The organism is Anabaena sp. PCC 7938 (genome assembly GCF_049315035.1).
In the GTDB taxonomy this organism is placed as follows: domain Bacteria; phylum Cyanobacteriota; class Cyanobacteriia; order Cyanobacteriales; family Nostocaceae; genus Anabaena; species Anabaena cylindrica.
In genome coordinates this window covers 159518-184768 of sequence record NZ_CP186034.1, presented here as the reverse complement: position 1 = coordinate 184768, position 25251 = coordinate 159518, and the positions used below count along the sequence as shown (strand labels likewise).

The window sequence follows — 25251 nt, the reverse complement described above, 5'->3', positions numbered from 1 at the left end:
TTAACAGCGTTCATCAAACCGGTGGCTTTTTTCATAATGGTTAAGACATTTCCCCCTAGTTTCCAATCAACTCCGGAGGACAATCACGGAGGCAACTTGTCCGTGGTTGAAGTAGTACCAGCAAATGGGACAACAGCCTTGGTTCTACATTCACCAAGACTCTCAACAGAGCAAGAACAGTCAGTACCAGCTAGAGCTGAATCTGAAACACTGGGTTACGATCCTGAAGAGATCCGCGCACATTACGCAAACAAACCTATGCAAGTTTTGCGGCGGATTTTAGCGGTTTTACGACCAACGTTATCCTATGTTTTGGGAATGTGGTCGGATAAACAAAGGGGAATTGTTGTTAAAAATGATCGCCGTCGAGCGATTCAATTGCGAGAATTGCTCACAAAATTGGGGCCTGCTTACATCAAAATTGGCCAGGCTTTGTCTACTAGACCGGATTTGGTGCCTCCGGTGTACCTGGAAGAATTAACTAAATTACAAGATCAATTACCGCCTTTTGCAAATGAAATAGCTTACCAGTTTATTGAAGAAGAGCTAGGAAGTCCACCAGAGGAGATCTACGCGGAAATTTCCGCAGAACCAATTGCGGCAGCTTCTTTGGGACAAGTTTACAAGGGTAAGCTGAAAACTGGGGAAGAAGTGGCGATTAAAGTCCAGCGTCCAGATTTGCGAGAAAGAATCACCATTGACTTGTATATTTTGCGCTACTTGGCAGGATGGGTGCAAAGAAAAGTCAAGCGGGTACGCAGTGATTTAGTTGGGATTTTGGATGAATTGGGCGATCGCATTTTTGAAGAAATGGACTATATCCACGAAGGCGAAAATGCCGAGCGATTCTTTGAATTATACGGTCATATGCAAGATGTATATGTACCAAAAATTTATTGGGAATACACCAATCGTCGCGTATTGACGATGGAGTGGATCAACGGAATTAAATTAACCCAAGCGCAAGAACTTCAAGATCTGGGTATAAATGCTCGTTATCTCATTGAAGTAGGTGTACAGTGTTCCCTACGTCAATTATTAGAACATGGGTTTTTCCATGCTGACCCCCACCCCGGTAATTTGTTAGCTACCTTTGATGGTAAATTGGCTTATCTTGACTTTGGGATGATGAGTGAGATTAAGCCACCACAGCGTTATGGTTTAATTGAAGCGATTGTTCACGTCGTTAACCGTGACTTTGACTCATTAGCAAAAGACTACGTTAAATTAGAATTTCTCACCCCAGAAACCGACTTAACACCAATTATTCCCGCATTTTCCAGAGTATTTGCTAATGCCCAGGGTGCAAGTGTTGCCGAACTTAACATTAAAAGCATCACCGATGATTTATCGGCTTTAATGTATGAATATCCTTTCCGCGTGCCTCCTTATTACGCTTTAATTATTCGTTCTTTGGTGACATTGGAAGGTATTGCTATTTATATAGATCCCGATTTTAAAGTTCTTAGTGAAGCTTATCCTTACGTTTCTAAACGCCTATTAACTGACCCAGCAGACGAATTAAGAACATCATTGAAAGAGTTGCTATTTAAAGATGGTAAATTCCGCTGGAACCGCTTAGAAAACCTGTTAACAAATGCGCGGAATAGTCAAGATTATGACTTGAGCTTAGTACTTAATCAGGGAGTAGAATTTCTATCTTCCGAACGAGGTGAATTTATTCGTGACAGATTAGTAGATGAATTTGTTAACGGAATTGACGCTGTCAGTAAAAATGTCTTGCACAACTTTACTTACTTACTGAGAGAAAGAGTAGGATTAACAACAGTTAATGAAACACCTGGTGCAACAGTTGAACAACAACAAAACTTAGAACATATCAAACGAATTTTAGGTATTCTCCGAGAAACAAAAGGTTTTGATGTTGCCCAAATTGCCCCCCAATTAGCACAGATACTTGTTAATCCTAAAGTGCATCATCTAGGTCAGCAAATTGCTAGTCGTTTTACACAAAAGGCTCTAACAAAGTTAATTCGGCAATTGTTAGCAGCAGAATAAAATAGGTGATTGGTGATGGAGATAGGGGGGTAGGGATTTGTCAAAGTTTCTCCATCTCCCATAACACCCATTCAGTACTCAAAATAAAGATGGTTATTTTCAGTTTACAGAAGTATTGTTATCACCCCCTCAACTCAATCTGTCCAAAAAGATTCAAATCTTTGGGGGAATATCTGTATGTAGCGAATTGTATGATGAGTATTCTTCTGTCCTAAGTAGTCCTGAATCGCTCTACTATCATGCCCTGGTGAAGCAAGATAATAGCCACAAGTATGACGCAGTTGATGAGGATGAACAGATTATGACTTGATCTAAGTAGGGCAAAGATATTGTTACTAGGGATATCTTTTACTTCCAGCACCTACTACACCGATTTTATGGCGATAAGAAAGTTCTGCCCCAAACCAACCAGTCATACTCGTTAATGTCCCTACCAGCAGCGAGAGAGCTAAACCCCAAGGGAGTATACGCAACTCAGCATCTCCGAATCGCAAAATAAAGTTGATGGCTGTGAAGATAAGAATAGAAAGGTTGAGAATCAAATGCGCCCAGCCTGCGGAGCGTTTGCGGACTCGTTCAATTTGCAAAAAATCGCTCATGCCAATTATTGAGGCAATGATACCAGTAACTAACCCCGAACCGATTAACCACAGAGAAGCCCTAGCCCAAAAGAAATCACGAGTTAACCAGTAGCCAAAATCGCTACCCAAAGCGGCTGCTAGAAAGGCGATAGGAAATATTATACTTAAGGGGTGTAGGGGATGTCCTGCGATCGCTACTGTACTGGGTACTCCACTATCTTGATATTCTCTATCATCACTTTCAATAATTGGTGGAACATTCGGAAATGGTGTAGAAGTCGGTTCCGTAGTTTCCATGAATTTAGCTCCTTTTATTTCCCTATTTGAGGAAACTAAACATCAGATTTTATCTATCTAGCGGAGGAATTGGGTATCGCTAGTATTAAATCAAAAATGCCATGTCCAGAATGAACACGGCAAGAATTGAATTATATTTTAGTGATAAACCTATGCTTTAACTGCTGCGGTTTGCTTGCGTTTGCGGAGTGAGGTAACACCAAAAGCACCTAACCCTAAGATACCCATTACAGAAGCAGGTTCTGGAACTGAAGCTGATCCGATCGTAATATTTCCTAAGCCATTAATGTTATTAGAAAATTCACCCTGATCACTATTTCCAAAGCCTGATGTCACAAGAAAGTAGTTAAGTCCAGCTGTTAGTGAAATGTTATTAAAGCCTGCTAGACCGATGCTGGGGTTGTCATCATTACCAATGATGACATTCGTAAACGGTGTAGTTGGGTCGAAGCTCGTTTGGTAGAGGAAGAGATAGTTATCCCATTCCACTGGGGATGTTGCTGTGCTTTGAAAGTTATAAAAGCCAGTGGTATCAACGTTAAACTCTTGAACACTGTAGGCAACATTTGTGCCAACACCGCTTGTCGGTGGGGTAGGAGGATTACCCGATACAGGGCGATTCCAGGTAGCTCCACTTACTGTCGTTCCAGTATAATTTAGAGTTCCAGCCAGAGATGAAGCAACAGCAGACACAGTTACTACTCCTACTGTAACGCAAGCAGTGGTCAATCTTACCAAAACAGTTTTCAGTTTCATTCTCAATGATTCTCCAAATTTGAAAGTATTTGCTTGATTCGTTGTGTTGCCTTCGATGCCACTGACACTAATACGGGTTTCTCATGCCTGTAAAGCCTTTTTTAGCAACTTCACAGAAAATTCACTGAGAGAAAAAACACTACTATTTTCAGTAGTCTAGTCAAAATACTTACACGGCAAGGTTTATGAAGACATTTAGTGTATTTGACTGATACTAGTATTTAAAGTTATTGTGAAGCCAGTAAAAATACTATTTTGTATGCAATGGAGTATTAACAACTGCTCTCGTTACTTGGTGCGATCACGTATACAGAGTTTATGCTTCTATTAATATTGGGAGCTAGATGTAGCGACCTGCAATACTAATCAGTCAAACCTGCAATCAAGGGATTTTCAAACCAGGATTAAATGCAACTATAAATACGGTTGAGCCAGAATTAATTGCAACTGAACCAGGATTAAATGCAACCAACCTGCAATCATCCGTTTCAACCAGGATTAATTGCAACTATAAATACTAACATTTTTATCGCAGTTTCAATCCGCTCAAAGTGGCAGTCCTGCCGCCAGCATTTGCTCGTGTAATTCACGAGAGCGGGCTGGATCAAGTTGTCCGCGAAACAGCAATTTAATTTCCGACGGTTTGGCATTGAACTGTTCCGCCAAGCCCCTTACATCGTAGCCATGCCGGGTTAAGGTGGGTTCCAAATCGTCAATTTGCTTAGATAAAATAGACTCAATAATCGCTGTGGTAACAGTTTTCTCTCCAAAAAGGTATGCAGCCTCGAAAGCTAGTGTCAAATGTTGCTCAATTTGCAATGGTGTCCTCAACCGCATGGCAAGTAATTCAATAGCATCCGGCTCCAATATCTCACTTATTTGAGTATCTTCAGTAGTACATTTAGATACCAACCATTCAATATATTCTTTTTGACTACCAACAATACCCTCCAAAGAAAAAACAGTTGCCCGATAGCCAATTTCTTCCATAGTTGGACGGCGTAAATCATTTTTCAGCTTAGGATGACCAGCTAACACAACTGAGAGCGTACCACCACCGTCTTCAACTACCTCAATTAAACGTTTGAGTCCTGTGAGCGTACTGTAATGTAAGTCGTGAGCCTCATCTACAAACAACGCCACAGGCTTTTTACCTTTTCTAATCAAGTCACGCAGTTCCCGTTCTCGTTTTTCCCCAAGTGCAGGAATTTTAATTTCCTTATCTGTTGCTAAATCGTAAAATAAGGCAGCAATCAGTGTTGGTAGCGTCGCTCGGTTTTTATCAACAGAAAGCGATTTCGAGACTAAAATCTTGCCTTCTTTCTCCAAAACCTCAAACAAACGTCGTAAAGTCGTCGTCTTGCCACACCCGATAATTCCCGTGATGGCAACCAGCTTTCCTGAATGGATTGCGACTTTAATATCCTTAAACAATTGTTTTTGGTGTTCTGTTTCGTAGTAGCCAGCCTTGCGGAACTCTCTGAGCAATCGAAAGTGTTCCATGACTTCAGTGAGCATTTTGTTCCTCTCCTTGATTTGAGCGGAAATATTGCCGCACTCGTTCAATAATCGCTTTTTTATTCAGAGTCTCAGCCAGCAGGGCATCAATGAATGCCAACTGTTCGGGAGACAATTTAGCCAAAGGTTTGGCCAGTTGTTCAGAAATCGCCCTCTTAGCAAACAATACAGTCGGATAAGTAAATTCTTGGTATGGGTCAGGGTCGTTAAAAGGTGTAACAGTTGGCTCCAATTCCTTATACTTATCCACCAGAAATTGTAAATCCGTGTTTTTGTCCAAGGCAGTTCGTGGCAAACCCAACTTTTTAGCTAAATTGGCAATTTTATCTGCCCGTTCTTCGGTTTTAGTTTTCTTAAATTTACGGTAGCGGTGTAAGGGGATAGGGATACCGTCAACTGGGTAAAATGGTCCGTAGCGACGGTCTTCTTTTTCTACGTACAGTTCGTTGTCAAACAAGCCCCACCATAGCACGACAGTTTCTCCTGCTAAGTCCGGTTCTACCTCATAAGCCACACCCTCTACCGATACCCTAGCATCCGTTCCCACTTTTCTGCGCTGTGGTTCACGGGCAAAGGTACAGAATCGCTCCCAACTACACATCGAACGCAAGCCAGACTTAGGTATATTTCGCAACCAATCTTCCAGCCGGGAATGCGGCTCTATGCGGTGTGGTTTGTCGTTGTAATGCAACAAATATTGGCGCAACCATAAGTTAGCTTCAATGTCGCTTTCCGGTTCATGAAAGTGATACAGAGTCTCATGGGCTTCTTTGACTGTCCGAAAAGGTCTTTCTACTTTGCCTTTGGAGCGGGCTGTTACCCGACGACCATCTTTACCCGCAGGCATATGGGTAACAAGATTGATTCTCAGGCAATCCATCACATTTTGGAATACGTGGCTTTTCGCAATGGGTCGTTATCCGTATAAATCATCTCTGGAATCCCCTGAAAGGCAAAGCCGTCGGTTGTTTTCGCTGTCATCGCATTAAATAAGAAACGTAATGCAGCTTCTACATCCTCCCCATAAACACAGTGGTATTCTTGATAACATAAACCACTACGGTCATCAACAATACTATAAAGCATCAGTAATGGATTACCTCTACCCGGTTCTACCCATGATGGCTGTTTTACGTGTTTTAAATCAGATGGGCTGAGGTCGAAATGCCAACATTCGTTGCTGTACTCTGCTTGAAAACGCACCGCAGGCGGTTGCCTGGTCATGCGTTCTTGATCATACCCCCATGTTTTTAAGTAATAATTGACAGTGCTTCTAGTTAACGCACCTTTATCTGGTTGGACAAAACCATCGGGTGTTTCCATCCCAAACTCCTCCAACAGTTCAATTGCCCGGACTGTGGAGATATGTCGCCCTTTCTTGTTACTAGTGCGGATTTTCATGGCCGCGATGACCTCGCAGTAGCGTTCCATTTCCGCGAGTGAAAGTTTTCTAAAATCCCGCTATCTGAGCGATTTATGGATTTGGGGCGTGATGAGTTACGCAAGGCGCGATATAGTGTATCTGTTGACACTCCATATAATGCTGCTGTCTCTTCGATGAGAATTCGCCGCTCTTGACAACGGCTAGGCAATCCGTCGAGGCGGTGGCGTAAATTAATAAGTGCCTCTACAGAGATTTGCTTATGTACCATGTTCAGTTTTTATCTCTGCAATATAGTTGTAGAGCGTTGGTTTGGAAATTCCCATCAAATTACATATTTCAATAATTGTGTATTGTTTTTCGGTATAAAGTCTTACTGCTAATTGACGTTTAGTTGGATCTAGGGCTTTTGGTCTACCTCCTCTATGACCACGCCCTCGTGCCGCTACAAGTCCAGCCGTAGTGCGTTCACGGATGAGGTTACGCTCAAATTCAGCCAATGCACCAAACAAATGGAAAATTAATCTACCACTGTTATTCGTGGTGGTGATGGATTCTTGCAAGCTAGAAAGCCCAATTCCTCGCTTATCTAAGGGTTTCCATCATTTCAATCAAATCTTTGAGCGATCTTCCTAAGCGGTCTAGCCGCCATACCACCAGAACATCACCAGTCCGTGCTACTTCCAATGCTAAGGAAAGTCCAGGTCGTTCTGCTTTTGCACCGCTTGTGCGGTCGGAGTAAATTTTCTCGCAACCAGCAAGCTGTAAAGCATCCATTTGCAGGTTCAGATTTTGGTCATCTGTTGAAATTCGGGCATAGCCTATCAACATACTTGGAACCCCAACAAGTAAATAAACTCGTTACCTCACAGTATATGTTGCCTTTGATTTAATTACCGAGTTTCTTTACTAAATTTGATTCTGGTTCTGCTTGATGGTAATAATGGGAGTAAAAAAACGGTCGTTTCTTTTACTCTCAGTTGCAATTAATCCTGGCTGAAGTTCAAATACTTTTGTTGATAAGTTGGAGCGTTTTTGAGTAAACTGCTCAACAACGATTTAATAGGACTTTCGGTCAGTTGCAAATAATCCTGGTTGAAACGGATGATTGCAGGTTGGTTGCATTTAATCCTGGTTCAGTTGCAATTAATTCTGGCTGAAGTGTATTTATAGTTGCATTTAATCCTGGTTTGAAAATCCCTTGATTGCAGGTTTGACCGATTAGTATTGCAGGTCGCTACAATTACGAATTAGCAAGTTGTTCTGCAACTCGTTTGAGACGACGCAGTTGAGCTTGCATATCTGCTTTTGTCCAAGATGCAGCAAAGGTGTTAAAACCCCAACTAACTAAAGGGTTGGGAATCTGAAACTCAAAGCGATTAATGAGAAGTGTGCCTTTTGATACAGGTTGACATTCCCAGCGATCGCTCCCTTGGAAAAATCCTTTAAATCCCCAGATTACCAAACCCGGTTGCCGTTCGATCACAATTGTGTTCAATGTGGGTTTAATTACGGGAATTTGAATTATAAACCGACTACGACTGCCAATATCTGTACTCCACACTTTTCCCACAGGTTCGCAACGGAGAACGGGGTTAAGCCAGCGGTGCATTAGTGTTAAATCGGTGACACATTGCTCTACTACTGTAGCAGCGGCTTGAATTTTAATTGATTGTTCTAAAACCTGGGACATTTTTTGGTGGTGATGCTATTGCTGTTTTTATAGTAAGCTATAGGCTAACTCTCTGCCAGATGCTATGTTTTGGCGATAGAGGGAGGCAATAGGAAGGATAAGCGGTAAGATTGGTACGGTATTTTGAAGGGGTAGAACACAGATCAAAAGTATGAATTTAACGCACAGTTTCTAACTGTAGGCTTGTTTTTTCTTGCTGTTGTAAAGTTTCTAGTTGTTCCTCTAGTTGTGCTTTGACCTCATGACGGAAAGTGAAAAAGTGTTCACCTACACCTAAAGCAATTAAGTAATCATACAATAAATTTGGTTTACGAAGTGCGATCGCTATCAATTGCCCCCAAAACAGAAAACGAGTAGAACGCATCATACCTTGTCTCCAGCAGACAGCAAGGAAAAAACGCAACTCTGGCACAGTCAAAACACGATTGTTGTGGGGTCGCCAACCTTCCATAATGATAAAATGGCGAAAAGTACGTTTCAGGTAAGGCAAGGGTTGATATATATTCCAGAAAGTCTCAATAAACTCGTTGACAATTTCAGACATGGGACGAGTGGGGGCAAAATTCATCAAAGATTTCTGAGTAGTAAAGAATTCACCGACCCCTTCCTGTAACCGTCCTTCGTGTTCCAGACGAGTCCACATTGTTGTATTGGGTAAAGCTTGCAGTAAACTGAGGTGAGCTTGAGGAATGCCAGTTTCTTCGATAAACTCCTGAATGCGCTTACCAGCACCAACACTTTCATTATCAAAACCTAAGATAAAACCAGACATTATTTGCAATCCTGCACGGGTAATTTTGTCGCATGATTCCTGCAAAGATCGACGTGTATTTTGTTCTTTATTAATCCCTACTAAGCTGTTAACATCTGGGGTTTCAATTCCCATAAATACAGTTGTGAAATCTGCTTTCACCATCAAATTTATCAGTTCATCGTCTTCTGCTAGATTCAGGGAAGCCTCTGTAATAAAAGTAAATGGATATTTGCGTTCTTCCATCCAAGGAATTAAAGCGCGTAAAAATATCTTAGCGTTACGTTTATTGCCAATAAAATTATCATCTACCAAAAATATATAACGATGCCAACCCATCTGATAAAGGACTTCCAGTTCAGCTAACATCTGTTCAGGGGTTTTAGTGCGTGGCTTGCGACCAAATAAATTGATAATATCGCAAAATTCACACTGAAAAGGACAACCCCTAGAAAACTGCACTGTGATTGCATAGTAAGCATTTAAGTCAAGCAAATCAAACCGAGGAATAGGAGTTTGAGTGATATCCGGTTTTTCTAAAGAACGGAAAGTACCTTGTTCTTCTCCTCTTTCTAAAGCTTCTAAAAACATGGGGATAGTGCATTCCCCTTCATCTAGAATTAAGTAATTAGCTCCTGCTGCTAAAGCAAATTCTGGGACTGATGTGGGAAAAGGTCCACCCACGGCCACTTTTTTACCCAATGCAATTCCTTTTTGAATTAATTCACCAAAATCTTGTTTTTGGATAATCATTGCAGAGATGATAATGATATCGCACCATTGCCAATCTGCATCTGTTTCAAGACGGACATTGCGATCGCACAATCTAATTTCCCAGTCACTCGGTAACATCGCTGCAACCGTCACTAAACCCAATGGGGGACTTGTGGCACTTAAACCAGCCAAATCAAGGGTTTCCTGATAAGACCAGAAGGAATTGGGCATGATCGGCCAGAGTAGTAAAGCTTTCATCAACCATATCCCCCAGATTTGCTTTCTTGTCAAAACCCATTCAGTTTTGAATTGTAAAATCTGGGTAACTTAGTTTTTATCCACCTGGAGATACAGATTTTTCAATTAATATCTAGACAAGATATAGCCTTTCCCACTCTAGATTAGATACAAAATTACCCCTCCCCAACTTACCAAGGGGAGGGTACGCGACAGCGCGGGTGGGGTGTATTTCATGAGCTTGGGAATTGCTATATCTAGTTGAATAATATCTCAGTATGAAGCTAAAGTAAACAGTATCGCTATTGTCCAAGATTTGCAACACCGTTTCCAGCGAACTCCTGAGAAAGAAAATAGAGAGGATGGGGAAATGATGAGATGGGGGAATTTTACCAATGGCTAATGACTAATGACTAATGACTACTAAAATTAGTCTTGTAAACACCTCATTTACAAAGCGGTGATTGGAGATAACTAACTAATAATTATGGGTAAGCAGCGCGTCCTGTCGGGAGTTCAACCAACTGGTAATTTACATTTAGGTAACTACTTAGGTGCGATTCGTAACTGGGTAGAAATTCAAGACCAGTATGAAAATTTCTTTTGTGTGGTAGATTTACACGCAATCACTGTACCGCATAATCCCGCCACTTTAGCGGCTGATACTTACAATATTGCTGCTTTATATTTAGCCTGTGGTATTGATTTAAGTCATTCTCACATTTTTGTCCAATCTCACGTTTCCGCGCACAGTGAACTTACCTGGTTGCTAAACTGCATTACACCGCTTAACTGGTTACAAGACATGATCCAGTTTAAGGAGAAAGCGGTTAAACAAGGTGAAAATGTCGGTGTTGGTTTGTTAGATTATCCCGTGCTAATGGCTGCGGATATTCTGCTTTATCAAGCGGATAAAGTGCCGGTGGGTGAAGATCAAAAACAACACTTGGAACTAACAAGGGATATCGTCAACAGGTTTAATCACCAATTTGCGAAAGATGCACCTGTGCTAAAGTTGCCAGATCCTTTGATTAGAAAAGAAGGTGCAAGGGTGATGAGTTTGACAGATGGAACACGGAAAATGTCAAAATCAGATCCTTCAGAATTGAGTCGAATTAATGTTTTAGATCCACCAGATCAAATTACGAAAAAGATTAAACGCTGTAAAACTGATTTGGTGCGGGGTTTAACTTTTGATGACTCAGAACGCCCAGAATGTCATAACCTGTTAACGTTGTATACTCTGCTGGCTGGAAAAACTAAGGAAGAAGTGGCTATTGAATGTGCAGATATGGGTTGGGGACAGTTTAAACCATTGTTGACGGAAACAGCCATTAATGCTTTGCAACCAATTCAAGAAAAATATGCGGAGGTAATGAAAGATAAAGGTTATTTGGAGTCAGTGTTGCGAGATGGTAGGGAGAAAGCGGAGGCTATAGCTTGCTCTACTTTAGCAGATGTCAAAGCTGCTTTGGGTTTCTCTGTTCCTCTCTAAGGTTTGCGCTTTTGGGTGTGATTTGTTTTACCCTTTAAGGAAACCGAACTGATAACATTATGCCGGATACCCAGAGCTTTAGCGTTTTAAATAACTTCCGAAAAGCGGTAGCAGCAGGTGAGTTTCTCGTTACTGCTGAAGTCGCACCTCCCAAAGGAGGAGATCCCACACAGATGCTGAAAATGGCGGCGACTCTTAAGGGAAGGGTTCATGCTGTCAACATTACCGATGGTAGCAGAGCCGTGATGCGGATGTCTTCGTTGGTTGCGTCAGCTATTTTGTTGCAAAATGGAATTGAGCCGATTTGCCAAGTTGCTTGCCGCGATCGCAATCGGATAGGATTACAAGCAGATTTAATGGGCGCTCATGCTTTGGGTATCCGCAACATTTTAGCCCTTACTGGCGACCCTGTAAAAGCAGGTGATCATCCTGAAGCAAAGGCTGTATTTGATTTAGAAGCTGTGCGGCTGTTGCAATTAATTAGGAAGATGAATCAAGGTATTGATTTTAATGAAAAAATTCTCAATGATGGTGCGTTAGATTTATTTGCAGGTGCAGCGGTAGATCCTCAAAGTAAAAGTTGGTCAGGTTTACAAAGTCGTTTTGAAAAGAAAGTAGAAGCCGGAGCGCAATTTTTTCAAAGTCAATTAATTACAGATTTTGAAATTCTTGAAAAGTTCATGGATAAAATCGCCGCAGGTTATAATAAACCAATTTTAGCAGGAATTTTTCTGTTGAAATCAGCAAAAAATGCCCAGTTTATTAATAAGGCTGTCCCCGGTGTAAATATTCCCCAACATATTATTGATAGGTTAGCAAAAGCCAAAGATCCACTTGAGGAAGGAATAAAAATCGCAGCGGAACAAGTGCAGATTGCGCGGGAATTGTGCCAGGGTGTGCATATGATGGCGGTGAAACGAGAAGATGCGATCGCACCTATCTTAGATTTAGCAGGGGTGGAGAAGGTTAGTTAGAGGGAAATGCAGCTTAAATTATGAATTTTGTTTGTAGAGACGTTCCATGTAACCTCTCTACAAAGATTTTGACATCACGCATATTTAAATTCAGTCGTTGTCTTTTATATTGCTAATTTTGCTAAACTAAAACAAACCTCACGCCAGCAAGAGGATATATGACTTTTACCACCAATCCCCCAACCTCTGAAACCACTCTCCCAGACCATACCCAACTTCCAGAGTCGGACGGTACATTTGTGAAAAACTGGCAAGAACATCCTCAAAGCATCTTACTGACTGACTCAATTACACCCATTCTCAAAAAATCAAATCCTGATGGTCAATATTGTATTGGCCAGGACTTAGGTATCTACTGGCGTATTACCGACCCCCCAGAACGCGGTGCTGAAGCTCCAGACTGGTTTTATGTACCCAATGTACCGCCTACCTTAAATGGGCAAACACGCCGTTCTTATGTCCTCTGGCAAGAATACATTGCCCCATTAATTGTGTTAGAATTTGTTTCTGGAAATGGCAGCGAAGAGCGCGATAAAACTCCTTGGAAAGGTAAATTTTGGATTTATGAGCAGGTAATTCGTACCCCCTTTTACGGCATTTATGAAGTGAATAAAGCCAGTGTAGAAATTTATGAATTAATTGGTGGACAATATCAGTTATTACCAGCAAATGAACGGGGACATTATCCGATTACACCTTTGGGGATTGAGTTAGGTTTGTGGCAAGGAGAATATCAGAATGCAGAATTACCCTGGTTACGGTGGTGGGATTTGCAAGGTAATTTGTTGTTGAGTGGTGAAGAAAGAGCGAATCGCTTGGCTGAACAGTTGCGTGCTTTGGGAGTTGAACCGGAAGCGTAATATTAAATTAAATGTAATGGTGTAATAGTGACAATGTTGGATTTAACAGGAGTAGAGACAGATGATCGATCACCTTTTTATCACCAAACAAACTATTAGACTAATAGACTTCATCATGATTACCAATATAAAGTAAAACAATCACTTCTTCTGTATTATTTTCATCAATTTCTAAAGTAAATAAAATTCGACAGTCATAACCACAAGAACAAGCTTTTAGTCCTAATAATTTTCCTTAGAAATAGTTCATGGATACTCAAGAGATAAAAGACCAGACCTGAAACAATTTATAGCCTTTCCCACTCTAGTTAGATACAAAATTACCCCTCCCCAACCCTTACCAAGGGGAGGGTGCGCGACAGCGCGGGTGGGGTGTATTTCATGAGCTTGGGAATTGCTATATGAACACCTCTTTTTCTCTACCTCTGCGCTCTCTGCGTCTCTGCGGTATGGCTAACGCCACGCTGCGCGAACGTTATAAGCTCTATCTTTTGGCAAATAAAGTTAAATTCAGCCAGAAAAATTAGGTAGATAAAATTTTCCTGGCTGGAATTTTTCAAAAATATCAATAATCTGAGTCACATCTGCGGAATGTGGGTACAATCAGTGGTAGGTTCAAGCCTACACTAATTGCAATTACGAATTATTTTGACGCTTCTTCTAAAAAGGGATAGTCAGTGTAGCCCTGTTCTGTGCCGCCGTAAAAGGTACTGCGATCGTAGGGATTTAACGACGCATTCAAGGCAAAACGTTTCACCAGGTCAGGATTAGAAATATAGATGCGACCATAGGCAATTAGATCAGCTTCGCCCTTGGAGATGATGTGTTCGCCAATTTCACGGTTTAATCCGCCAGCGGCAATAATTTTGCTGTTAAACAGGGGACGGAAAAAACCAGAGGTGAGGTCGCTACTGAGATGTTCTAGGGTATCTTGGCTCGCATTGAGACGGGGTTCGATGAGGTGCAGGTAGGCTAAGTTAAATTTGTTGAGTTCCTGCACGACATAGCTGAAGAGGGTCTTGGGGTCTGAGTCGCCCATATCGTTAAAACTGCCGGAAGGAGATAACCGCAAACCAACGCGATTGCCACCCCAGACTTCAATCACGGCTTCCAGAACTTCCATCAAAAAGCGCGACCGATTTTCTACTGAGCCGCCATAGGCATCGGTGCGGTGGTTAGTGCAGTCTTGCAAAAATTGATCAATCAGATAACCATTTGCGCCATGTACTTCAACGCCGTCAAAGCCTGCTTCGAGGGCATTTTTCGCACCTTGGCGATATTGGTCAATCACGCTGGGGATTTCTTCGAGTTCAAGGGCGCGGGGCGCGACGTAGGGTTTCATGCCTTCGTAGGTTCCGACTTCTCCTGTTGGAGCGATCGCGCTAGGGGCAACGGGTAATTCACCATTTGGCTGAAAATCAGGATGGGAAATGCGCCCAACGTGCCAGAGTTGCAGAAAAATGCGACCACCTTGGTCGTGAACCGCTTGGGTAACTTTTTTCCAGCCAGCAATCTGTGCAGCGGAATGGATGCCGGGGGTAGCGGGATAACCTTGTCCTTGGGGACAGACTTGGGTGGCTTCGGAAATAATCAGTCCAGCGGTTGCTCGTTGTGCATAGTAGGTGGCATGGAGTTCGTAGGGAACGTTGCCAGCCGCAGCACGACAGCGGGTTAAAGGAGCCATCACCAGACGATTCGGTAAGGTGTAAGTACCAAGTTGTATAGGGGTTAATAATTGCAGCGTGTTATCCATAAGTCTAACTGAAATCGTTTTTAAGTACCTAGGATAATCTATCTCAGAAATTTCATTCTTGTTCCTTTTCCTGCCGTGAGAATCGCTACAACAACCATAATCATAATATTAGGAAATTTGCGATAAATGCTTTTTTGATTTGCTCACTTCCAGGTCAAATTATATCAGTTAATCATCTGTAGTGGGAGTCTCCTATAAATTTTAGATTGACAATAAATGTATTGTACCTTAGAAAATACGTATATAGTCTTTCCCACTCTAGTTAGATACAAAATTACCCCTCCCCAACCCTCCCCTTACCAAGGCTACGGTGTACACACAAGTGGGTGGGGTGTATTTCATGAGCTTGGAAATTGCTATATAATCAGCAATATATCTTTAACATCAAATTATGATAACTTCTCCAACCAAGTGCTTACTGTCTATTTTTTGTGGAATGATAACTCTATGTAGCATAGTTCCCTCAAGTATAGGGTCAAAACCAAAACCTAATTCACATTCCTACATATCTAAAAAACCAAATTACACTCAACTGAAAAAATTATTAGCAGCAGGTAAATGGAAAGAAGCTGACTTAGAAACTTGGAAACAAATGGCGATGTTTTCAAAATCTGGTGATAATTATCTTACCTCTGATGAAATGAATAACTTTCCCTGTAATCATCTTGGTATTTTAAACCAACTTTGGCTCAAGTCTAGTAAAAACCGATTTGGTTTTAGTGTTCAGCGCAAAATTTGGCAAAATTTTGGAGGTAAAGCGAATTTTGATGAGAATATCTACAGAAAATTTGTGATTCGTGTTGGCTGGTATACAAAAGATTCAACAGTTATCGGTGGTTATCGGACTATTAATACTAATAATCTCAATTATTCCTTGAAAGCTCCTCCAGGACATTTACCTGGTATTCCTCTATCAGATTATGGTGTTGGTGGTGGTTTTGGTGGTGCTAGTGGTTGGCGTTTTATTCCCCGTGCGGCATTTTGCAAGATTTAGTATGAATTTTTCATCAAAGTTCACCGCAACAATGCTGAGTAAAAAAGTGAGCCGAGATCCTTGTAATTTCCTATTGTTACGACGGGCATCATCCACACCATTATTTGAAGCAGCATCAATTTCACTGTAGCAAGATCCCGTAGGGTACGCTATCACTGCGGAGCGATTCATTAACGCTGTTTGAAACCCCAAGCTGAGATATGTGTAATTTCCTGCAAGATGGTCTGGAGACCCCTGCTATATCTGCTTTTCAGCCTTATAACACTGTTACAATATGTGTTAAGTGCCTGGTAGATTACGGATATGGCTGCGCTAGAGCAAAAATTAACGCACTATTCCAGGTTAAATCAGAATTGCAGGTTATTAAATGTTTAATGATCCAAACTTTGAAAAAATCTAGCAATGTATCTGATAACCTAAAAGGTAATATTCCAGTTAAAAGCTCTACAGCTTTGGCACATCTACACCAGATACCTAACAACGGTGTCAATTATTAGTACCATGTCCGATTTTAACCCTAATTCCACCCAACTCCAAACACAACTCGCTAAAAAATACTTTGATTTATCCCCTGCTATCCAAAAGATCATCCAATTGTTTTCGGTAATTTATGCACCAATAGACAAAAAATTCATTCCTCAGTTGTCTTTCGCAAACTGCTGCCTTAGACGAAAAGAATAGACCTTGGACTACTACAACCCTCAATTACCAAATTGAGAAATTGGTAATAGCACTTTTACTAGTCAAAGAAAGCAAATCAGGTCCTGAATGCAATCCGTTACTCACAGAAATTGCTACTCGTCATGCTGTAGAAACTGGAAAGTTTGAGATCCTAGTTAAAGCCGTAGAGGAAACATTACCAGTAAGTAATCACTGGAACAAAAATTCTCGGATGTTCCGCAGTCTCCGCCAGTGTATCAGAGAAATCCGCATTGGACTTTACCGCCAAGACCCTATTTTTATTAAAAAGCAAATTGAAGATTACCGTAACCATAGTTATAACGAAGAAAAAATAGTCATAGAAAATATCTTTGAACAGATATGCAATAACCCATTTAACGAAAATTGGTTCAACACCCTACCAGAAGAATTATATCAAAGCTGTATATCAAGTGTCCTCTTCAATTCAGCATTAAAATTATCTGACTGCGAAGATGCATTTATGATGCTAGAAGAAGAATGTTATCAACCTGGAAAATATTCTTCAGATTCTTTGCATCTGATTTTGGCAGAACAATTCCTATTACGTGGTGATACGGCAGAAGCAAAAGATTGTTTAGAACGGATATCAGAAGAAAATCAAAATAACGCCGCTATTTATTGGGGTTGGTTGAGTTTTGTGCGGGGTGAAAATGAACAAGCCATTAAATATTATACAGATGCCCTCAAAGCTATAAAAAAAGCCACAGGCAAACGCCAAATATATTTTAATACAATGGGCGGGTTATTTTTTATCCTAGCATTATTAAAAGATGGTTCAGGACAACGCCTCAAAGAAGCAGAAGATTACGCCACATTAATGTCCCGTGAATCAGATCATTGGCTCACATTTGTTTATGCCAGACTGAAAACGGTACTGCAAGTCCAGCAAGGTGATATTACCCAAAAAGAACTTGTAGTAAGTGCCTATATTGCTTCGGTGGAAGAAGAAAATAGCTTACAAACATTGTTTTGTTCACTATGTCTTTATTGGATGGATGCTGAGAGTGCAAAAAAACGCTTACCTGATTTGTTAGAACCATTATATCGGAGAGCGATCGCATCCGGTCATCACTGGCTGGCAATGGAAACCGCAGAACTCCTATCCCGACTCAAACCCAGTAGTAACTATAAAAAACAAGCAGAAGCACTAAGAGAAGATAGCGGCATCCAAACCATAGTAGACCTCATCCAACCCCAAGAAGCTTGGGAAATGTGCCTCAATGCCCTAGCAAATCTCCAGAAACAACCACAAACCCCTGGCAAACCAGAGTCAGAACTGCGGTTAGCATGGTTCATCACCTTCCATTCCGTTCAATGTAGTTTACAACCCAAGGAACAAAAAGTTAATGCCAAAGGAGAATGGAGTAAAGGTCGTCCCATAGCCCTTAAACGTCTTAGCAGTGGACTATCTGAATTTGATTACGTCACACCCCAAGATATGCGGGTCTGTAGTTGTATTCAGACATATAGTGAGGGCTATTATGGCAAAGTTGACTATATGTTTAACGAAAAAGCCATCTTGGCATTAATTGGACACCCAGTGGTTTTTTGGGAAGACACGCCTAATATCCGGGTAGAAATTGTCAAAGGAGAACCAGAACTACTGGTGAAAAAAGAAAAACAAGGTCGTCTCACCTTGGAATTTTCGCCCAAATTACCAGAATCACAGAACATTCTGCATATTAAAGAAACTCCAACTCGCATCAAAGTTATTGAAATTAAAACTGAACACAGACGCATTGCCGAGATTATTGGTAAAGATAACAAATTAAACGTACCTGCGATCGCCCAAAAGCAAGTTTTAGCAGCCATTAATGCCGTCTCTGGTATCGTTACCGTCCATTCTGACATCGGTGGTGGACTAGAAAATGCAGAAGAAGTCCCCGCCCAAACACTACCCCACATTCACCTCTTACCTGCCAATTCCGGTTTGAAAATCACCCTCTTATCCCGTCCTTTTACCCAAGGTGGCCCTTACTTCCGTCCCGGTGCAGGTGGTGAAACAGTCATTGCCGAAATTGAAGGTAAACGTCTGCAAACCAAACGCAATCTATCAGAAGAGAAAAAACTAGCTAAAGCTGCTATAGCCGCCTGTCCCACCTTAACGCAAACAGAAGAACAAGATGGTGAATGGACAATAGAAGACCCAGAGGAATGTTTAGAACTGCTGCTAGAACTGCAAACACTGGGAAACAGCGTCGTCATGGCTTGGCCAGAAGGAGAAAAACTGCGGGTTAGTCACAATGCAGACTTGAAAGACTTTAATTTATCAATTCAACGTCAACAAGATTGGTTTGCAGCTACTGGTGAATTGAAATTAAATGATGACTTAGTGCTGGATATGCAGCAACTCCTAGCACTTCTAGAAAAAACCCCCAGCCGTTTTATCCCCCTTGGTGACGGTCAATTTTTAGCTTTAACCCAAGCATTTCGTAAACGTCTTGACGAATTACGGATGTTTTCGGAAAAACACGGTAAAGGTATGCGTTTTCACCCCTTAGCCACATTAGGGTTAGAAGATTTTGTTGATGAGGTAGGTAAGCTAAAAGCAGATAAACACTGGAAGGAACATATCCAGAAACTCAAAGAAGTACAAGACCTGCAACCAGAACTCCCGTCTACGTTTCAAGCCGAATTACGGGACTATCAAATGGATGGTTTCTGTTGGTTAGCACGTTTAGCACATTGGGGTGTAGGTGCTTGTTTAGCCGACCAAATGGGACTGGGTAAAACCGTGCAAGCATTAGCAGTCATTCTTAGAAATGCCCATGCAGGCCCAACTTTAATTATTGCCCCTACTTCCGTTTGCATGAATTGGGTGAGTGAAGCGCAAAAATTCGCTCCAACTCTGAATATTATGCAATTTTCAGGTGCTAACCGTCAAAAATTATTAGATGGTTTACAACCATTGGATATGTTGATATGTAGCTATGGTTTATTGCAACAGGAAGAAGTATCTCAGATGCTTGCTCAAGTAGATTGGCAAACAATAGTGCTAGATGAAGCCCAGGCTATCAAAAATATGTCTACTAAACGTTCCCAGGCAGCCATGAACCTGAAATCTAGTTTTAAACTGCTTACAACTGGAACTCCCATTGAAAATCATCTCGGTGAGTTGTGGAATTTGTTCCGCTTTATTAATCCTGGGTTATTGGGTTCTTTTGAAAGCTTTAATCAACGCTTTGCAAATCCTATTGAGAAATATCAGGATAAACAAGCACGTAATAAACTGAAAAAGCTAATTCAACCATTCTTATTACGACGCACAAAAAAATCAGGTGTTAGAAGAATTGCCTTCCCGAACTGAAATTCTGCTTCATGTGGAGTTGAGTAAAGAGGAAAAAGCATTTTATGAGGCTTTGCGTCGTCAAGCTATATCTAAACTAACTGAAAGTAATGCAGATGCAGGACAGAAGCATTTGCAAGTTTTAGCGGAGATTATGAAACTACGTCGTGCTTGCTGTAATCCGAGTTTGGTAATGCCTGATACTGAGTTATCTAGTTCTAAGTTGCAACTTTTTGGTGAGGTGCTGGATGAACTGCTGGAAAATCGCCATAAGGCGTTGGTGTTTAGCCAGTTTGTTGACCATCTGCACATCATCCGCGATTATCTGGATAAACAAAGTATTAAATATCAATATTTAGATGGTAGTACCCCAATGGCAGAACGGAAAAGAAGCGTGGATGCCTTTCAAGCGGGGGATGGGGATGTTTTTCTCATTAGTTTGAAAGCTGGGGTACAGGACTGAATCTAACCGCCGCTGATTACGTGATCCATACAGACCCTTGGTGGAATCCCGCTGTGGAAGATCAAGCTTCTGACCGCGCTCACCGGATTGGGCAACAACGTCCGGTAACAATTTATCGCTTGGTCGCTAAGGATACTATTGAGGACAAGATTGTGGAATTACATCACCACAAGCGAGATTTGGCGGATAGTTTATTGGAAGGTACTGATATGAGTGGCAAGATATCAACGGAAGCATTACTGCAATTAATTCATGAGGGTTGACCAAATAATTACTAATTCGTAATTCGTAATTAAAGAGGGTACAAGCCTCCACTGATTGCAATTACGAATTACGTTGGCTACGCCTGCCGGAGGCATTATTATCAATTACGAATTATTTTGACCGGGAATTTTAGATTTTAGATTAAAATAATTCGTAATTCGTAATTCGTAATTCGTAATTAAGTTTTGTAATGGGGATTTAACCCCAACACAAAACTTGCCGATTATAGAACCGGGGGACTTAAACCCACGGAACTAGTTAAAAAAATAATGATATAGGACTCCTATTTGATTTTTGAACAAACACCGATTCTCTATACGGGTTATACAAATTGCGATTACATTGTTTGTGAGAAATACGGAAGTAAAGGTTTCAGGGTTAATAGCTTTTTTTGTACACTTGAGCCAAAATTTCGTCAGGAGAAATATCAAGATGGTTCATTAATATGCTAATTCACGGCTGTTTTCTTTGGTAAATCCTGATAATGAGCTTTATAGTGTATTACAGGTATTAAAACGTTTGGGAATGGAGGCGATAGCGTTCGCAAAGCGTCCCGGAGGGAACTAGCGCGACATAGGAATCGTCGATGTTTGATAATGTCTGTCGCTTTTTAGCAGAGTCATTTTCAGCCGATTTCGCCACCTGGTTAATCGGTGAATCTATTGAACTCACCCAACTCAGTCCATCAGAATTATCTCTATCAGGACGTATACATTTCTGACAAGTGAAAGTTATTCGTCATTTATCAATAAGCAATAATATTCAAAATGTCGTGAAAAAATGTGCTTTTAGCTACGCATATCACAGACATAATTAAATTAAAACCCTTTTAGTAAACGTTGAATAGAAACTTTAATTTCTGGAAATGCTAACGGAGATATTTCACCTAAAGTCAAGGTTAATTCTTGGGAATAATCACTATTTATTGGCTCTCTAAACACTTTGAATTGTTGATTCTTTAAATCTACTACCCAATATTCAGAAATTGATGTAGCAGCATAGGTGTAGTTCAACCTGACGACTAGCTAAAAGGCCAATTTCAATCATGCGATGATAGTCGTCTAATTGTGTCGGTGTCATGGGTAAAGGTGAGTTAGTTCATTCCTGGTCTAAGCGAAATCATCTCAATCACTTCCTGGTCATTAACTCCCTAGATTGCTCCACTAAGCGAATAAACTCACCGCGATAACCTTCCTGATCTTCCCCCTGACCTTGAGTTGCTAATTTCATTACCAAATCATAGTTAGCATTCCCTTTGTACTCAGAATCACGTATTATCATCCCAAAAGTAGCGATCGCAGCAGCAAATCTCAAATTAGTCGATGGTGTTTGGTTAGCGTTGAATTCACTATCTTTGATAGTCTGAGTAATTAATTGACTGGTGTTGTCCTGGGGTAACTTATAGCGGAGTTTCACCAACATCATCTCATTATCAGCAGTATCGGTCGCAGTTACACCAGAACGCTGATAACGCAAAGGGTCTATATCTGGTAGTTTCACATCACTTTTCATGTCAGTAGGAATAATTTCATATAGTGCTGTCACCGAATGACCAGCGCCAATTTCCCCTGCATCTTTCTTATCATCATTGAAATCTTGGTTTTGCAACAGGCGATTTTCATAGCCAATCAAGCGGTATGCTTGCACTTTAGCAGGATTAAATTCCACCTGAATTTTCACATCTTTGGCAATAGTAAACAGCGTTCCCCGAATGTCATTAACTAGGACTTTTTTAGCTTCTAATAAGGTATCAATATAGGCATAGTTGCCATTACCCTTATCAGCTAGTTGTTCCATTTTTCCATCTTTATAGTTACCAGTACCAAATCCTATAACTGTAAGAAAAATTCCCTGGTCTCGCTTCTGTTCAATTAATCGAGTTAATTCAGCATCGCTGGAAACCCCGACGTTAAAATCTCCATCAGTGGCTAAAATAACTCTGTTATTACCAGATTTGAGGAAGTTTTGTTTGGCGATTTTGTAAGCTAATTCAATCCCTTGACCACCAGCAGTAGAACCTCCGGCTTCTAAGCGGTCAATGGCTGCCAGAATTTTTGTTTTTTGACTTCCAGGGGTAGCAGGTAAGACTACACCCGCATTTCCGGCATAAACTACCAAACTTACCCTGTCTTCAGGACTGAGTTTATTCACTAGCAATTTTAAAGACTGTTTTACCAAGGGTAATTTGTTGGGTTCACCCATAGAACCGGAGACATCAATTAGAAATACAAGGTTACTTGGTGGTAAGGTTTCACTCTCTAAACGTTTTCCTTGCAAACCTACTTGTACTAATTTATGTTGGGGATTCCAGGGGGCAGCAGTCACTTCAGTGGTGACGGAAAAAGGTCTATTTCCTGTTGGTTGAGGATAATTATAGGTGAAGTAGTTAATCAATTCTTCTATTCGTACTGCATCTTTGGGTGGTAATTGCCCTTGGGTAATAAACCGTCGCATATTACTATATGATGCCGTATCTACATCTATGGAAAAGGTAGAAAGAGGGTCATTACCAACACGATGAAAGGGATTATCATCAATTCGGTTATAGTTCTCTGTGTTGAATTGCCGACTGATTTCAGGTTCGGGGGCAATCATACCATTAATGCCACCCCCAACTGTGCGTTTAGGAATACTGTAACGGTTAACATTAGACGTGACAGGGGAACTAGGTGGTAAATTCAGAGGTTTTGCCGTGATTACACCTGACGGGTTAGTCTTGCGAGTAGACTGGTCTTGAATGCGTTCTCTGGTATCTTGAGTAGGAGCGATGTTAGTTTGAGCCTCTAATTCATCTTTGGGATTATTGAGGGTTACTAATTCTGGGGCAAATTCTTTTTGTAAGCGTTGTAGAGTTTGCAGGTCTGTTTGGGCAACTGTGGTGGGGTTATTTGCTATTAGTTCATTGATTCGTTGTGAACAAGTATTCAAGACTGTAGCAAATTCTGTGCGGGCGACGGGAAGAGTGCCAAAGTTGGGAACGGAAACGACACAACTATAATTGTTGACTAATGCCTGGAGTACTTGATAATTCGAGTTATTGGGGAGAATAGAGTTGGCTGAGGTAGTCTGATTGGTGGGAATTGCTTTTGTCAGAGACTGATTTAAAACGGCAATTCCTACTGTTGGTAGTAATAATAAGAACGTTAAAATACTGACGCGCTGCCACATTTTGGACGGAATCGGGTAAGACATTGCTAAATCCTCACACTCAAGATAGTTGCCCTGTTGTTCTTACTTAGAATAGTCCTGAGCAGGGTGAGATTTGATCACCGTTACAGTTTTGGTAACTGTGGGAGATACAATACTTCACATAGTCAAAAGAGGATGATTATGAGTGAATACCAGTATTATGAATTTCAAGCTTTAGATAGAATATTAACAAAAACTGAACAAAGTTACGTTGAAAGTCTTTCTAGTCGAGTGGAATTATCACCAACAAAAGCAGCTTTCACTTATAGTTACGGTGACTTTCGGGGCAACCCCCAAGATTTGTTAGAAAAGTGTTTTGATGTCATGTTGTACATGGCTAACTGGGGAACAAGACAGCTTTTATTTCGGTTGCCGAAAAAACTGGTAGATGCTACTTTAATTAAGCAATATTGTGTAGATGATTGTATTTCTGTTTCTAATACTTCAAATTATCTAATTCTTGATATCAATATTAATGATGAAGAATATCGAGATTGGATAGAAGGTGAAGGGTGGCTGTCTAATTTAGCATCACTGAGAAATGAATTATTGCAAGGTGATTTCCGGGTTTTATATTTGGCTTGGTTAAAAGCTAAAACTAGAGTATGCGATGATTATGAGCTATCGGAAGATGAGTCAGATGTACTAGAACCACCTGTACCTGCCAATTTACAAAAGTTGTCGGACTCGCTGCAAAGTTTTGTTGAGTTTTTTAAGGTTGATAATGATTTAATTACAGTAGCAGCTACAGCTAGTAATTCTACACAGGCAGAATTTACGTCTTTAGAAGCATTAATTCCAAGTTTACCAGAAGCAGAACGCAACGAATTTTTGGTTAAAGTCCTCAAGAATGAGCCATTAATTGGAGTTCAATTAGCAAAAAGATTGAAAGAATTATCTAATAGTCAAATTGCTTTAGTTCAAGATCATAGTAATAGACGATTGCTTTTTCAATTAATAGCTAGTGCGGAGGATTGTAGCAGACTTCGCCAAGAACAAGAGCTTAAAGCGGCAAAGGAGGCAAGAATTCGTCAATTGTTAGCACTAGTTCCCAAGGAAGCGAAATTATGGGAGGAGGTTTTTAGATTAATTGCTCTCAAACAATCTAAACCCTATGATGATGCAATTGCACATTTGAGAAATCTACGCGATTTAGCTGAACATCAAGGAAAACTAGAGCAGTTTAAGTTACGCGTTCAGGAAATGCAAACAGATTACAGCAATCGTCCTGGTTTACTCTCACGTTTACAAAAGGCAGGGTTGTTAAGGCTTTAATTAACCGCTGTCATGAAGCTTATCGTTTATAGGAGTTACGCATTGACAA

At 40.9% G+C, this 25251-nt stretch carries 14 protein-coding genes and 5 pseudogenes; 8 read left to right on the top strand and 11 right to left on the bottom strand.

Translation table 11 applies throughout. The features are described from left to right. The first annotated feature begins 36 nt into the window (after nt 1-36). Nucleotides 37-2019 (top strand): ABC1 kinase family protein, encoded by a 1983-nt coding sequence (locus ACOWPH_RS00880; protein WP_015213541.1) that lies wholly within the window; start codon nt 37-39, stop codon nt 2017-2019. A gap of 134 nt (nt 2020-2153) precedes the next feature. On the opposite strand, the pseudogene ACOWPH_RS00875 reads toward ACOWPH_RS00880, so the two are convergent. The 8 genes and pseudogenes from ACOWPH_RS00875 to ACOWPH_RS00840 form a co-directional block, all read right to left on the bottom strand. Then, a pseudogene (locus ACOWPH_RS00875) lies at nt 2154-2303 on the bottom strand (tyrosine-type recombinase/integrase); the annotation flags it as partial. 51 nt (nt 2304-2354) lie between these two features. After that, nucleotides 2355-2897, bottom strand: coding sequence for a DUF2231 domain-containing protein (locus ACOWPH_RS00870; RefSeq protein WP_015213540.1), 543 nt, complete (start codon nt 2895-2897; stop codon nt 2355-2357). A 150-nt stretch (nt 2898-3047) separates the two neighbouring features. Then, nucleotides 3048-3149, bottom strand: a pseudogene (locus ACOWPH_RS00865) (PEP-CTERM sorting domain-containing protein); the annotation flags it as partial. Nucleotides 3150-4199: 1050 nt separating this feature from the next. Beyond that, nucleotides 4200-5171 (bottom strand): ExeA family protein, encoded by a 972-nt coding sequence (locus tag ACOWPH_RS00860; protein ID WP_422665657.1) that lies wholly within the window; start codon nt 5169-5171, stop codon nt 4200-4202. After that, nucleotides 5161-6823, bottom strand: a pseudogene (locus ACOWPH_RS00855) (IS481 family transposase). Before ACOWPH_RS00855 ends, ACOWPH_RS00860 begins: the two are co-directional and overlap by 11 nt. Beyond that, nucleotides 6813-7383 (bottom strand): annotated as a pseudogene (locus tag ACOWPH_RS00850) (recombinase family protein). Before ACOWPH_RS00850 ends, ACOWPH_RS00855 begins: the two co-directional pseudogenes overlap by 11 nt. A gap of 412 nt (nt 7384-7795) precedes the next feature. Further along, on the bottom strand, nt 7796-8245 hold the full coding sequence (locus ACOWPH_RS00845; RefSeq protein WP_015213535.1) for an SRPBCC family protein: 450 nt from the start codon (nt 8243-8245) through the stop codon (nt 7796-7798). Nucleotides 8246-8402: 157 nt separating this feature from the next. Next, complete coding sequence (locus ACOWPH_RS00840; protein WP_015213534.1) at nt 8403-9968, bottom strand: B12-binding domain-containing radical SAM protein; 1566 nt, start codon at nt 9966-9968, stop codon at nt 8403-8405. 466 nt (nt 9969-10434) lie between these two features. On the opposite strand from ACOWPH_RS00840, the gene trpS reads away from it, so the two are divergent. The 3 genes from trpS (at nt 10435) to ACOWPH_RS00825 (ending at nt 13276) form a co-directional block, all read left to right on the top strand. Further along, nucleotides 10435-11442 carry a tryptophan--tRNA ligase gene (gene trpS, locus ACOWPH_RS00835; RefSeq protein WP_015213533.1) on the top strand — a complete coding sequence of 336 codons (1008 nt, stop codon included), beginning with the start codon at nt 10435-10437 and terminating at the stop codon, nt 11440-11442. A gap of 59 nt (nt 11443-11501) precedes the next feature. Further along, complete coding sequence (locus tag ACOWPH_RS00830; protein WP_015213532.1) at nt 11502-12416, top strand: methylenetetrahydrofolate reductase; 915 nt, start codon at nt 11502-11504, stop codon at nt 12414-12416. 158 nt (nt 12417-12574) lie between these two features. After that, a complete protein-coding gene (locus ACOWPH_RS00825; protein ID WP_015213531.1) occupies nt 12575-13276 on the top strand; it encodes a Uma2 family endonuclease in 702 nt (233 codons plus the stop codon). A 643-nt stretch (nt 13277-13919) separates the two neighbouring features. Here the strand turns inward: ACOWPH_RS00825 and ACOWPH_RS00820 are convergent. After that, nucleotides 13920-15029: an alkene reductase gene (locus tag ACOWPH_RS00820; protein WP_015213530.1), complete on the bottom strand. Its 1110-nt coding sequence runs from the start codon at nt 15027-15029 to the stop codon at nt 13920-13922. 391 nt (nt 15030-15420) lie between these two features. Between ACOWPH_RS00820 and ACOWPH_RS00815 the strand changes: the two genes are divergently transcribed. From ACOWPH_RS00815 to ACOWPH_RS00805, 3 genes and pseudogenes are all read left to right on the top strand, one after another. After that, the gene (locus ACOWPH_RS00815) at nt 15421-16023 is read left to right on the top strand and encodes a GUN4 domain-containing protein (protein WP_015213529.1); all 603 of its coding nucleotides are present in this window, start codon (nt 15421-15423) and stop codon (nt 16021-16023) included. Between the two features lie 501 nt (nt 16024-16524). Then, a pseudogene (locus ACOWPH_RS00810) lies at nt 16525-20737 on the top strand (SNF2-related protein). Between the two features lie 587 nt (nt 20738-21324). Further along, nucleotides 21325-21459, top strand: coding sequence for a hypothetical protein (locus ACOWPH_RS00805; RefSeq protein ID WP_277882416.1), 135 nt, complete (start codon nt 21325-21327; stop codon nt 21457-21459). 97 nt (nt 21460-21556) lie between these two features. Here the strand turns inward: ACOWPH_RS00805 and ACOWPH_RS00800 are convergent, their stop codons facing one another. Both ACOWPH_RS00800 and ACOWPH_RS00795 read right to left on the bottom strand, forming a co-directional pair. Beyond that, nucleotides 21557-21751, bottom strand: a complete 195-nt coding sequence (locus ACOWPH_RS00800) for a Uma2 family endonuclease (protein WP_042464705.1) — start codon at nt 21749-21751, stop codon at nt 21557-21559. A 115-nt stretch (nt 21752-21866) separates the two neighbouring features. Then, a complete protein-coding gene (locus ACOWPH_RS00795; RefSeq protein WP_015213526.1) occupies nt 21867-23930 on the bottom strand; it encodes a VWA domain-containing protein in 2064 nt (687 codons plus the stop codon). A 138-nt stretch (nt 23931-24068) separates the two neighbouring features. Here ACOWPH_RS00795 and ACOWPH_RS00790 point away from each other — a divergent pair, with 138 nt between their 5' ends. After that, a complete protein-coding gene (locus tag ACOWPH_RS00790) occupies nt 24069-25202 on the top strand; it encodes a hypothetical protein (RefSeq protein WP_015213525.1) in 1134 nt (377 codons plus the stop codon). The last annotated feature ends 49 nt before the right edge of the window (nt 25203-25251 follow it).